Below are 12567 nucleotides of genomic sequence, written 5' to 3' on the forward strand. Positions count from 1 at the left end.
TTGGGCTGCGAAGCGGCCCCAAAAGAGGACTGCTGCCGCAGTCCAACGGGAGCAAGCTCCCTCGCCACAGCTTGCCGGGTGAGGCATGAAAAAAAGCCCGTCAGGAGACGGGCTTCAATGTGTGACAGCTTTACTAGTTACAGCGGCTTGCCGCGATTACCGTGCTGGCTGACAAAGGTCTGCACGGCTTTCAGGTCGTTCGGCAACACGGTGCAACGCTCGTCTCGCTCAAACAGATCGGAAAGATGCACAGGCAGCTCCAGCGCTTTTCCTACACCGGCTTTTTCCACCGCATCCGGGAACTTGACCGGATGGGCCGTGCCGAGGATCACCATCGGGATATCCAGGCTGCGGCGGCATTCGCGTGCGGCCTTGACGCCGATGGCGGTGTGCGGGTCCAGCACTTCCCCGGTCTGCTCGTAGACTTCGGCGATGGTTTCGCAGGTTTGCGCATCATCCACGGCCAGCGAGTCGAACAGTTTGCGTGCTTCGGTCCAGCGCTCCTGTTCGACGCTGAAGCCTCCGCCCTGCTTGAAGCTGTCCATCAGCCCGGCAATCGCCGCGCCGTTGCGACCGTGCAAGTCGAACAGCAGACGCTCGAAGTTCGACGACACCATGATGTCCATGGACGGCGACAGGGTGGCGTGCAGGGTTTCCTTGACGTACTGATTGCCGCTCATGAAGCGGTGCAGGATGTCGTTGCGGTTGGTGGCGACGATCAACTGGTTGATCGGCAGGCCCATGTTGCGCGCCAGGTAACCGGCGAAGATGTCGCCGAAGTTGCCGGTCGGCACCGAGAACGACACCGAACGCGCCGGGCCACCCAGTTGCAGGGCTGCGTGGAAGTAGTAAACGATCTGGGCCATGATCCGCGCCCAGTTGATCGAGTTCACCGCCACCAGGCGGGTGCCCTTGAGGAAGCCCTGGTCGGCGAAGCTCGCCTTGACCATTTCCTGGCAGTCATCGAAATTGCCTTCGATGGCGATGTTGTGGATGTTCTCACCGAAAATGGTGGTCATCTGCCGACGCTGTACTTCGGAAACGCGGTTGTGCGGGTGCAGGATGAAGATGTCGACGTTTTCGCAGTGCTTGCAGCCTTCGATGGCGGCCGAACCAGTGTCACCGGACGTGGCGCCGACGATCACCACGCGCTCGCCGCGCTTTTCCAGCACGTAGTCGAGCAGACGACCGAGCAGTTGCAGGGCGAAGTCCTTGAACGCCAGGGTCGGGCCGTGGAACAACTCCAGCACCCATTCGTTGCCGTTCAGCTGACGCAGCGGCGCCACGGCGCTGTGGGCGAACACGCCATAGGTTTCTTCAAGGATCTTTTTGAAATCGGCATCAGGGATGCTGCCGGTAACGAACGGGCGCATGACACGGAAAGCCAGCTCGTGATACGGCAGACCGGCCCAGGAAGCGATTTCTTCCTGGGTGAAACGTGGCAGGTTTTCCGGGACGTACAAACCGCCGTCGGTGGCCAGACCGGCCAGCAGGACGTCTTCGAAATTCAGGGCCGGTGCCTGGCCGCGGGTGCTGATATAGCGCATGGGGGCAAACCTTCGGTTTGGGCTTCAAGCTACAAGCTACAAGCTACAAGTTAAAAGCAGCTTGGCTTTTACTTGCAGCTTGCAGCTTGCGGCTTGCAGCTGTGTTAATTCAAATGTTCGACGCGAATCCGGACTACCGGCCCAACCACGCCCTGAAGAGCCTCCAGTGCCTGGATGGCATCGTTGATATGCTGCTCCAGCACGCGGTGGGTCAGCAGGATCATCGGCACCAGGCCGTCGTGCTCCTCGACTTCCTTCTGCATGATCGATTCGATGTTGATCCCGCGCTCGGACAGGATGCTCGCCACCTGGGCCAGTACGCCCGGATGATCCTTGGCCTGAATGCGCAGGTAATAGGCGCTTTCACAGGCTTCGATCGGCAGGATCGGGTGAGCCGACAACGAATCCGGCTGGAAAGCCAGATGCGGTACGCGGTTTTCCGGGTCGGAGGTCATGGCGCGAACCACGTCCACCAGATCGGCGATCACCGACGAAGCAGTCGGCTCCATGCCGGCGCCGGCGCCGTAGAACAGGGTCGAACCGGCGGCGTCGCCGTTGACCATCACCGCGTTCATCACGCCGTTGACGTTGGCGATCAGGCGATCGGCCGGAATCAGCGTCGGGTGCACGCGCAACTCGATACCGGTCGCGGTGCTGCGCGCCACGCCCAGGTGCTTGATGCGATAGCCCAGGGCTTCGGCGTAGTTCACGTCAGCGGTGGTCAGCTTGGTGATGCCTTCGGTGTAGGCCTTGTCAAACTGCAACGGGATACCGAACGCGATGGACGCCAGGATCGTCAGCTTGTGCGCCGCATCGATGCCTTCGACATCGAAGGTCGGATCGGCTTCGGCGTAACCCAAAGCCTGGGCTTCAGCCAGCACGTCTTCAAAGGTCCGGCCCTTCTCACGCATCTCCGTGAGAATGAAGTTGCCGGTGCCGTTGATGATGCCGGCGACCCAGTTGATGCGGTTGGCGGACAGGCCTTCACGGATCGCCTTGATCACCGGAATGCCACCGGCCACGGCCGCTTCGAACGCAACGATCACGCCCTTCTCGCGAGCCTTGGCGAAAATTTCATTACCGTGAACAGCGATAAGCGCCTTGTTCGCGGTGACCACATGCTTGCCATTCTCGATGGCCTTGAGTACCAGCTCGCGGGCAACGGTGTAGCCGCCCATCAGCTCTATGACGATGTCGATCTCAGGGTTCGTGGCCACATCGAAGACATCGTTGGTAATCGCAATACCGGTCGTTTGGAACTGAGGCTTTGGCGTGCGAATGGCAATTTGCGCCACTTCGATCCCACGCCCGGCACGACGAGCAATTTCCTCGGCGTTACGCTGAAGTACGTTGAAGGTACCGCCACCGACGGTCCCTAACCCACAGATGCCTACTTTGACCGGTTTCACTGTGAACTCCCCATAAAACGGCCGACTCGAGGCCGGCCGTGAAAACAGCCGCAGGTTCGCGGCTCTCTATTAATGGCCCGGCGATGTCGCTGCCGGACCATGATCGTCAAGGCTTGCCGTGACGATGCGAATTTTACTTCGCGCCCAACGCCAGTTTGGCGACTTGTGGCGCAGGCTGGTAGCCCGGAATGACCTGACCGTCAGCCAAAACGATGGCCGGTGTGCCGTTCACGCCGATCGACTGGCCGAGGGCGAACTGCTTGGAAACCGGGTTATCGCACTTGGCGGCCTTGATTTCCTTGCCGTCGACCATCTTGTCCATGGCCGCTTTCTTGTCTTTCGAGCACCACACCGCTTGCAATTGCTCGTCACCCGGCGAACCCAGGCCCTGGCGCGGGAACGCCACATAACGTACTTCGATGCCGCGCTTGTTCAGCTCGGGCACTTCGGCGTGCAGTTTGTGGCAATACGGGCAGGTGGTGTCGGTGAACACGGTGATGTGCGATTTGGTTTCGCCGATGGCCGGGTAGACCACGGTTTCAGCGACCGGAATCTCGTTGATCAGCTTGGAGATGCCCAGGCGTTCGGTCTTCTCGGTCAGGTTGACCGGCTTGCCGTCCTTGAGCTGGAACATGTAGCCCTGGACCACATACTGGCCGTCGGCGCTGGCGTACAGCACGCGGCTGCCCTTGAGTTTGACTTCGTACAGGCCCGGCAGCGGACTGGCGGTGATGGTTTCTACCGGCACTTCGAGCTGGAGGTTTTCCAGGCTTTTACGGATGGCTTTGTCGGCCGCGTCATCGGCGACGGCAAAGGTGCTGACCAATGCAATGGCTGCGGCGGTGAAAATCTGGGTCAGACGCATGAGAACTCCTGAAGGCGGACAAATGGGACGACCAGAACGCCGGTACCGAAACACCGGGTCATAACCGCCCATCGTGCAAACCGGCAAAGCCTACCACATAAGGCCCGTGGGGCCGAATGCGGGTGATACAAGGCATTAGCAAGGCACTTCTGTGGGAGCGAGCCTGCTCGCGAAATCAGTCTATGCGCGACATCAATGCTGAATGTGCCGCCGTATTCGCGAGCAGGCTCGCTCCCACAGTGAACAGGATCAGCCTCGGGGATGGTGTTTGGCGTGCAGGTCTTGCAAGCGCGCCCGGGCGACGTGGGTGTAGATCTGCGTGGTCGACAGGTCACTGTGCCCCAGCAACATCTGCACAACCCGCAAGTCGGCGCCATGGTTGAGCAGGTGCGTGGCGAACGCATGGCGCAAGGTGTGCGGCGACAGGGACTTGCCGATCCCCGCCACCTTGGCCTGATGCTTGATCCGGTGCCAGAACGTCTGGCGGGTCATCTGCTCGCCGCGCTGGCTGGGAAACAGCACATCACTGGGACGGCCGCCGAGCAACTCGCCACGGCCATCGCGCAGGTAACGCTCGACCCAGACAATCGCCTCCTCGCCCATCGGCACCAACCGCTCCTTGCTGCCTTTGCCCATCACGCGCAGCACGCCCTGGCGCAGGTTGACCTGCTCCAGTGTCAGACTGATCAGCTCCGTCACCCGCAGGCCGCAGGCGTACAACACCTCGAGCATGGCCCGATCACGCTGACCGATTGCCTCGCTTAAATCAGGTGCCGCCAGCAAGGCCTCGACATCCGCTTCCGACAAGGATTTGGGCAACGGCCTGCCAAGCTGCGGCATATCGACGCGAAGGGTCGGATCAATGGCGATCAGCTTTTCCCGCAACAAATAGCGATAGAAGCCCCGCACGCCCGAGAGAAATCGCGCGGTCGAACGGGGCTTGTAGTTTTGCTCCACGCGCCAGGCCAAATGATCGAGGATCAACTCCCGGCCAGCGTTGGCCAGTTCCAGGCCCTTTTCCTGCAACCAGCCGTTGAACAGCGCGAGGTCACTGCGATAGGCATCGCGGGTGTTATCGGAAAGACCTTTTTCCAACCACAGGGCATCAAGGAATTGGTCTATCAGTGGATGATCAATGGCAGGCATAAAGGCTCAGGCAAGACCGGCAATACGGCCAAGAAAGATAAATCGCGGGCAACAAAAAAGCAGCCCGTAGGCTGCTTTTTTCTGCATCGGAAGCTGGACTTAAGCCAGTTTTTCCTTGATGCGAGCTGCTTTACCCGACAGGTCACGCAGGTAGTACAGCTTGGCTTTACGTACGTCACCGCGACGCTTGACAGCCATGCTGTCGATTTGCGGGCTGTAGGTCTGGAAAGTACGCTCTACGCCAACACCGTTGGAGATTTTACGAACGGTGAATGCACTGTTTACGCCGCGGTTACGCTTGGCGATAACAACACCTTCGAACGCTTGCAGACGCGAACGGTCGCCTTCCTTCACTTTCACCTGAACGACAATGGTGTCGCCCGGGGCAAAGGTAGGGATCTCTTTGGTCATCTGCTCTGCTTCGAGTGCAAGGATGATTTTGTTAGTCATGCTGTGCTCCTAAGGTAAATCGTCGGATCTACCATCGATACGTTGTTAACTATCGTCCCGCTCGCGGATGTATTCCTCGAGCAGCTTCTTCTCTTCTCCAGAAAGCGAGCGGCTTTCCAGAAGATCGGCGCGTCGTTCATAGGTCCGACCAAGGGACTGCTGTAAACGCCAACGCCGGATGTGCGCGTGATTGCCACTTAGCAATACGTCGGGAACACGCTGATCCGCATACACCTCCGGTCGGGTGTAGTGCGGGCAATCCAGCAAACCATCCGTAAAGGAATCTTCCTCGGCGGAGTCCGCATGCCCTAAAGCTCCAGGCAGCAGTCGTGTAACCGCATCGATCAGGACCATCGCCGGCAGCTCGCCGCCAGACAGTACATAGTCGCCAATCGACCACTCTTCATCGACATGAGCTTCAATAAAACGCTCGTCAATGCCTTCGTAGCGGCCGGCAATCAGGATCAATGCATCCAGATTCGCCAACTCGCGTACCGCCGACTGAGTCAGTTGACGGCCTTGGGGCGACAGGTAGATCACCTTCGCACCCTCCCCGGCGGCTGCCTTGGCCTGAACCAGAGCATCTTCCAGGGGCTTGATCTTCATCACCATGCCCGGACCACCGCCAAATGGGCGATCATCCACAGTGTGATGTCGATCCGTCGTGTAGTCTCGCGGATTCCAACAGGTGAGCTGCAAGAGCCCCTGTTTCACCGCACGACTGGTGATGCCGTACTCGCTGATGGCGGAGAACATCTCGGGAAACAAACTGATCACTTCTACGCGCAAGTTAGCCACGCTTAGAAGTCCGCATCCCAATCCACCTTCATCTCGCCTGCGACCAGGTCGACGGCCAACACGCATTGCTCGGTATAGGGCAACAGGCGTTCGCGATCATCTAGGCTGCCAGCGCAAGGCTTGACCACCATTACATCGTTCGAGCCGGTCTCCAGCAGGTGATCGATTTTCCCGAACAGTTGCCCGAGGGTGTCGATAACCTTGAGACCTTCCAGCTGGTACCAGTAGTACTCGCCGTCGGTCAGTTCAGGGAACAGGTTGCGCGGCACGCAGATCTCATAACCGGCCAGAAGACGAGCTTCTTCACGATCATCGAGACCCTTGAGCTTTGCGACCAGGAACTTGTCATTCCCGCGTCCGCTGACCAGCTCTACCTGCTTTACATTGCCGTCACGCTTGAGCGTCCAGGTTTTGTAATCCAGCAGGTTTTTGATCGGATCAGTAAAGGAATACACCTTCACTTCGCCGCGAACGCCGTGAACAGAGTAAATCTTGCCGATAACGATCAAATCATCAGCAACAGCTGGCGTCGCGTTCATATTGCTCAGGCCGCAGCCTTGGCAGATTCCTTCAACAACTGAGCAACGCGCTCAGAAGGTTGTGCACCAACGCTCAGCCAGTAGGCTACGCGCTCTTGGTTCACGGACAGACGAACTTCCTGACCACGAGCAACAGGGTTGAAGAAACCAACCTGTTCCTTGTGCGAACCGTCGCGCGGGTTGCGGCTGTCGGTTACGGTCAGGTGGTAAAACGGGCGCTTTTTGGAGCCGCCAAGGGCAAGACGGATTGTTAGCATGTGAACATCGTTCCTGTAGTCGGTGCTGCAAATCTAAAGGCACAGCGGGCATGGGTGCCCGAAAGGCCGCATATTCTAAGGAATATCCGGACTTTTGCAAATGACTTTTTCCGGCGACCTACCGGCCGCCATGCAGATTTGCTATAGAGCCGTCGTTGAAAACGGCCGATCAGCTCCCGCCAAGTGCGGGTTTGCTGGAGATCCCACTTCCGTGTGGGTTGCGCAAGAGCAAGCCCTTGCGCGGATTCTTTACATCTTTGGCATACCACCGCCGGGCAACATACCGCCCATGCCGCGCATCATTTTGGCCATCCCGCCTTTGGCGGAGAACTTCTTCATCATCTTCTGCATCTGCTTGTGCTGCTTGATCAAGCGACCGATGTCCTGCACCTGAGTGCCGGAGCCCATGGCGATACGACGCTTGCGCGAACCGCTGATCAGTTCAGGGTCGCGGCGCTCGGCCGGGGTCATGGAGTTGATGATGGCTTCCATCTGTTTGAACTGTTTCTCTGCCGCACTCTGGGCGTTGCCCATCTGCGCCAGGTTCACACCGCCCATGTTCGGCAGCTTGTCCATGAGACCGCCGAGGCCGCCCATGTTCTTCATTTGTTGCAGTTGATCGCGGAAGTCTTCGAGATCGAAGCCCTTGCCCTTCTTCAGCTTCTTGGCCAGCTTGTCGGCCTTGTCCTTGTCGAGGGTCGCTTCCGCCTGCTCGATCAGACTGAGCACGTCGCCCATGCCGAGGATGCGCGAAGCGATACGCTCAGGATGGAACGGGTCGAGCGCTTCGCTCTTCTCGCCCATACCGATGAACTTGATCGGCTTGCCGGTAATGGCACGCACCGACAGGGCAGCACCGCCGCGGGCATCGCCGTCGACCTTGGTCAGGATCACACCGGTCAGCGGCAACGCATCACCGAAGGCCTTGGCCGTGTTGGCGGCGTCCTGGCCGGTCATGGCGTCGACCACGAACAGGGTTTCGACCGGGTTGATCGCGGCGTGCAGGGCCTTGATCTCGCCCATCATCTCTTCATCGATGTGCAGGCGACCGGCAGTATCGACGATGACCACGTCGATGAATTTGAGTTTTGCTTCCTTAATAGCCGCCTGGGCGATGTCGACCGGTTTCTGGCTCAGGTCGGACGGGAAGAAGGTCACGCCGATGTCGCTGGCCAGGGTTTCGAGCTGCTTGATCGCCGCCGGACGGTAAACGTCTGCGGACACGACCATGACCGACTTCTTCTTGCGTTCTTTAAGGAAGCGCGCAAGTTTGCCGGCGGTAGTGGTTTTACCAGCACCCTGCAAACCAGCCATCAGGATGACGGCAGGCGGAACGGCGCTCAGGTTCAGGTCTTCGTTGGCCGCGCCCATCAGGCTTTCGAGTTCGGCCTGGACGATTTTCACGAAGGCCTGGCCCGGCGTCAGGCTGCGCGACACTTCGGTGCCGACGGCGCGTTCCTTGACCGAATTGACGAAGTCCTTCACCACCGGCAGGGCGACGTCAGCCTCGAGCAACGCCATGCGCACTTCGCGCAGGGTGTCTTTGATGTTGTCCTCGGTCAGCTTGGCCTTGCCGGTGACATGGCGCAGCGTCTGCGAGAGACGGTCGGTTAAGTTTTCAAACATTGCGCGATCCTTTCAGGCCCTGTGTAGACCGGGATAATGGCGGCCCGAACCGGACTAAACATGTGCTCGGCGAGCCTGCGGCGTGGGCAGGTCGCGGATTATAGCGAAGACTGCGCTTGGCGGACACCTCGCCGTCAGCTTGTCTGGTCTTTCGTGGCGCGGGGGTTCTATGCCAAACTCAGCGACTTTCGGGCTTGCCTAACAGGACTTATGCTCCCCTTGTCACCCAGTTTGCTGACCACCCTCGCCGCCGCCTGCTTATATGCCGCTGCGACTCTCTATCAGGGCACTCGCCTGGCTACCTGCGCCAAGGCCAACAAACGCCTGCTGGTTACGCTTGGCGTACTCGCCGTGCTGGCCCACGGCGCCAGCCTGCTCGCCCATCTGTTGACCCCGATCGGTCTGGCCCTGGACTTTTTCAGCGCTTCGAGCCTGATCGCCGCAGCGGTCATCGCCTTGACCCTGCTGGCCTGCTCACGGATCCCGGTGGAGAACCTGCTGGTGCTGCTATTTCCGCTGGGCGCCATCACGGTGCTGCTGGCCCAGTTCGCCCCCGCCGGCACCGTGCAAGTGATCGATGAGGAACCAGGCATCCTTGCCCACATCCTGCTGTCGATTCTCGCCTACGGCATGTTCACCATTGCGGTGTTCCAGGCCTTGCTGCTGCTGGTTCAGGACCATCAGCTCAAACATAAGCACCCCTCCGGGCTGATCAAGAACTTCCCGCCACTGCAGACCATGGAAAGCCTGCTGTTCGGCTTCCTCTGGGCCGGCTGGACCCTGTTGTCGATGTCGTTGATCTCCGGCTGGTTGTTCGTCGATAACCTGTTCGCACAGCATCTGGTACACAAAACCTTGCTCGCCTGCCTGGCCTGGGTCGTCTTCAGCATGCTGCTCTGGGGCCGTAACCGCCTCGGCTGGCGTGGACACAAAGCCATTCGCTGGACCCTCGCCGGTTTCTGCCTGCTGATGCTGGCGTATTTCGGCAGCAAGCTGGTCCGTGAATACATCCTGCACATTTGACGGGTGGCATTAATGGACGACTTGCCCTTAGGGCCGATGCTTGCAGTGGTGGTCCTGCTGATTTTATGGTCAGGCCTGTTTTCCGCCATCGAATCCGCACACCTGCATTTGCTGGCCAAGCGCACGGCTTCGCGCTCCAGCGACAAGCCGCTGGCCCGGCTGAACTTCCCGCTCGATAGTCTGATCTTCTGCAATACCCTGTGCCGCACCCTGGTAGTCGTCCTCTGCACCTTGCTGGCAATTTTCACCTGGGCCGAAAACGGTCCGTGGGTTGCCTGCCTCGGCGCAGGTGCCATTGTGCTGGTGTTTGCCGACTACCTGCCGCGCGCCCTCGCCGTCCGCCATCCGGATGCAATTCTGGCCCTGGGCAACACCCTGCTTCCCGTGCCGTTGAAAATCGTCTATCCGGCCGCCTGGCTGCTCAATGCCATCAGCCAGTTACTGATGCGTCCGTTCGCTCGCAAAGCCAAGGTGGTGCAACAGAGCGAAGACGAGGTGCCGAAGGAACGGCACGACGATCATGAACCCGTCGTCTGCCGCCCACATTCGCTGCCGGGCATCCATGCGCTGGACAACATCACGGTCAACGACATTCTGGTACCGCGCAGTGAAGTCGACGGAATCAATCTCGACGACCCGATCGAGGAAATCGTCGAGCAGTTGCGCCATAACAAGCGTACACGCCTGCCGGTGTTCCACAGTGATATCAACCAGGTCGAAGCGGTGCTCAACACCCGGCAAATCGCCCATTTGCTCCCTGATGGAAGCCTGACGCTGGAAGCGCTGCTGGCGGCCAGTCGCGAACCTTATTTCGTTCCGGAAAGCACCCCGCTGCAACTGCAGTTGCTGAACTTCCACAAGCAGCAGCGACGCCTGGGCATGGTGGTCGACGAATACGGCGAAGTACTCGGCATCGTGACCCTGGAAGACATTCTCGAAGAAATCGTCGGCGAATTCGAAAGCCAGCAAAGCCTGGACAACCCGCATATCCATCCACAGGCCGACGGGCGCCTGGTGATCGATGGCGCCGCATCGATACGCGACCTGAACAAGAGCCTCGGCTGGCACCTGCCAAGCGACGGCCCGAAAACCCTCAATGGCCTGGTGACCGAAGCGCTGGAAACCATTCCGGAGAGCGCGGTTTGCCTGAAGATCGGCCGTTATCGCCTGGAAATCCTTGAGACCGAAGAGAATCGCGTCACACGGGTTTTGATCTGGCATACGAGCTCGATGCCTGTGGCCATCTGATGTGGCGAGGAAGCTTGCTCCCTCGGACGCGTAGCGCCCGCAAACGTTTTAAATCGGAGAACTTGAGCCTTGCGCACTCAGGCCTGCTTCGTAGCCCAGCGGGAGCAAGCTCCCTCGCCACAAAGGCCTGCATTCGATCCAAGCCCCTTGTTGATTCGTTAGCCTCCTTCCTATAATCGAGCCGCTTACCCAAGCCGCCCTACCCCTGTGCTACCCGCACCCCGCTTAAAACCCACATCCCTGGGTGTTCGACCATAATAATTCGCTCCACTGGGGCAACATGACTGTCAGGGATAACCGCATGACGACCAGCACGACTTACAGCGATTCCACACCCGCGCAACCGACCAACTCCGCCACTCGCGTAGCCACGGCAAGTTTCATCGGCACCGCTATCGAGTTCTACGACTTCTATGTCTACGCCACCGCCGCGGCGCTGGTGATCGGCCCGGTGTTCTTTCCACAGACCTCCGGCACGGCACAGATGCTGTCGGCCTTCCTCACCTTCGGCATCGCCTTCCTCGCCCGCCCGCTGGGCTCGGCGCTGTTCGGTCACTTTGGCGACCGCATCGGCCGAAAATCGACCCTGGTGGCCTCCCTGCTGCTGATGGGCGTGTGCACCACGCTGATCGGCGTGCTGCCGGGTTACGACAGCATCGGAGCCTGGGCGCCGATCCTGCTCTGCGTACTGCGTTTCGGCCAGGGCCTTGGATTGGGCGGCGAATGGGGCGGCGCGGCGTTGCTGGCCACGGAGAACGCACCCAAGGGCAAACGTGCCTGGTTCGGCATGTTCCCGCAGCTCGGCCCATCCATTGGCTTCCTCGCGGCCAACGGCCTGTTCCTGACACTGGCCATGGTCCTGGACGATGAACAGTTCCGCTCGTGGGGCTGGCGCATTCCGTTCCTGCTCAGTGCCGCACTGGTGATGGTCGGCCTGTATGTACGCCTCAAGCTCCACGAAACACCGGTGTTCGCCAACGCCGTGGCGCGCCAGGAACGGGTAAAGATCCCGCTGATCGAACTGTTCAGCCAATACTGGCTGCCGGTGCTGCTGGGTGCGGGCGCGATGGTGGTGTGTTACGCGCTGTTCTATATCTCCACGGTGTTCTCCCTGAGCTATGGCGTGTCGACACTCGGCTACAGCCGTGAAACCTTCCTGGGCCTGCTGTGCTTCGCCGTCCTGTTCATGGCCGCGGCCACACCACTGTCGGCCTGGGCCAGTGACCGGTACGGGCGCAAACCGATACTGATCATAGGTGGCGTGCTGGCGGTCCTGTCCGGGTTTCTGATGGAACCGCTGCTGACCCAGGGTTCGACCTGGGGCGTGGCGCTGTTTCTGTGCATCGAACTGTTTCTGATGGGCGTGACATTCGCCCCCATGGGCGCGCTGCTGCCGGAGCTGTTTCCGACCCACGTACGTTATACCGGCGCATCGGCGGCTTATAACCTGGGCGGGATTGTCGGGGCTTCGGCGGCACCGTTCTTCGCGCAGAAACTGGTGGCAATGGGTGGTTTGAGTTATGTCGGCGGGTACGTGTCAGGGGCGGCGGTGCTGAGTTTGATTGCCGTGCTATGCCTGAAGGAAACGCGGCATAACGATTTGAATCGGGTTGCCTGATAGATTGCCTTCGCGAGCAGGCTCGCTCCCACACTGATTGC

12 protein-coding genes are annotated in these 12567 nt (G+C 59.7%); 3 read left to right on the forward strand and 9 right to left on the reverse strand.

Annotated features, from left to right (window positions below; all coding sequences use genetic code 11):
- Positions 1–137 precede the first annotated feature (137 nt).
- The 9 genes from thrC to ffh form a co-directional block, all read right to left on the reverse strand.
- Complete coding sequence (gene thrC / locus ACW9HW_RS25155; protein WP_095193060.1) at positions 138–1547, reverse strand: threonine synthase; 1410 nt, start codon at positions 1545–1547, stop codon at positions 138–140.
- Between the two features lie 104 nt (positions 1548–1651).
- A complete protein-coding gene (locus tag ACW9HW_RS25160; protein ID WP_095193059.1) occupies positions 1652–2956 on the reverse strand; it encodes a homoserine dehydrogenase in 1305 nt (434 codons plus the stop codon).
- 133 nt (positions 2957–3089) lie between these two features.
- The gene (dsbC, locus tag ACW9HW_RS25165) at positions 3090–3821 is read right to left on the reverse strand and encodes a bifunctional protein-disulfide isomerase/oxidoreductase DsbC (RefSeq protein WP_095193058.1); all 732 of its coding nucleotides are present in this window, start codon (positions 3819–3821) and stop codon (positions 3090–3092) included.
- 249 nt (positions 3822–4070) lie between these two features.
- Entirely contained in the window at positions 4071–4967 is an 897-nt protein-coding gene (gene xerD, locus ACW9HW_RS25170; protein WP_095193057.1) for a site-specific tyrosine recombinase XerD, read from the reverse strand.
- 99 nt (positions 4968–5066) lie between these two features.
- Positions 5067–5417: a 50S ribosomal protein L19 gene (rplS, locus tag ACW9HW_RS25175; RefSeq protein ID WP_003175895.1), complete on the reverse strand. Its 351-nt coding sequence runs from the start codon at positions 5415–5417 to the stop codon at positions 5067–5069.
- A gap of 45 nt (positions 5418–5462) precedes the next feature.
- Positions 5463–6215: a tRNA (guanosine(37)-N1)-methyltransferase TrmD gene (gene trmD, locus ACW9HW_RS25180; protein ID WP_047532757.1), complete on the reverse strand. Its 753-nt coding sequence runs from the start codon at positions 6213–6215 to the stop codon at positions 5463–5465.
- Positions 6216–6217: 2 nt separating this feature from the next.
- Entirely contained in the window at positions 6218–6754 is a 537-nt protein-coding gene (rimM, locus tag ACW9HW_RS25185; protein ID WP_077046480.1) for a ribosome maturation factor RimM, read from the reverse strand.
- A 5-nt stretch (positions 6755–6759) separates the two neighbouring features.
- The gene (rpsP, locus tag ACW9HW_RS25190; RefSeq protein ID WP_003198088.1) at positions 6760–7011 is read right to left on the reverse strand and encodes a 30S ribosomal protein S16; all 252 of its coding nucleotides are present in this window, start codon (positions 7009–7011) and stop codon (positions 6760–6762) included.
- A gap of 249 nt (positions 7012–7260) precedes the next feature.
- A complete protein-coding gene (ffh, locus tag ACW9HW_RS25195) occupies positions 7261–8637 on the reverse strand; it encodes a signal recognition particle protein (protein ID WP_095193056.1) in 1377 nt (458 codons plus the stop codon).
- Positions 8638–8847: 210 nt separating this feature from the next.
- Between ffh and ACW9HW_RS25200 the strand changes: the two genes are divergently transcribed.
- From ACW9HW_RS25200 to ACW9HW_RS25210, 3 genes are all read left to right on the forward strand, one after another.
- A complete protein-coding gene (locus tag ACW9HW_RS25200; RefSeq protein WP_457402044.1) occupies positions 8848–9660 on the forward strand; it encodes a cytochrome C assembly family protein in 813 nt (270 codons plus the stop codon).
- A gap of 12 nt (positions 9661–9672) precedes the next feature.
- Positions 9673–10908, forward strand: a complete 1236-nt coding sequence (locus ACW9HW_RS25205; protein ID WP_457402045.1) for an HlyC/CorC family transporter — start codon at positions 9673–9675, stop codon at positions 10906–10908.
- Between the two features lie 301 nt (positions 10909–11209).
- Positions 11210–12526 (forward strand): MFS transporter, encoded by a 1317-nt coding sequence (locus tag ACW9HW_RS25210; protein ID WP_095193053.1) that lies wholly within the window; start codon positions 11210–11212, stop codon positions 12524–12526.
- Positions 12527–12567: the final 41 nt, after the last annotated feature.

Source organism: Pseudomonas sp. SDO5532_S415 (assembly GCF_054071155.1).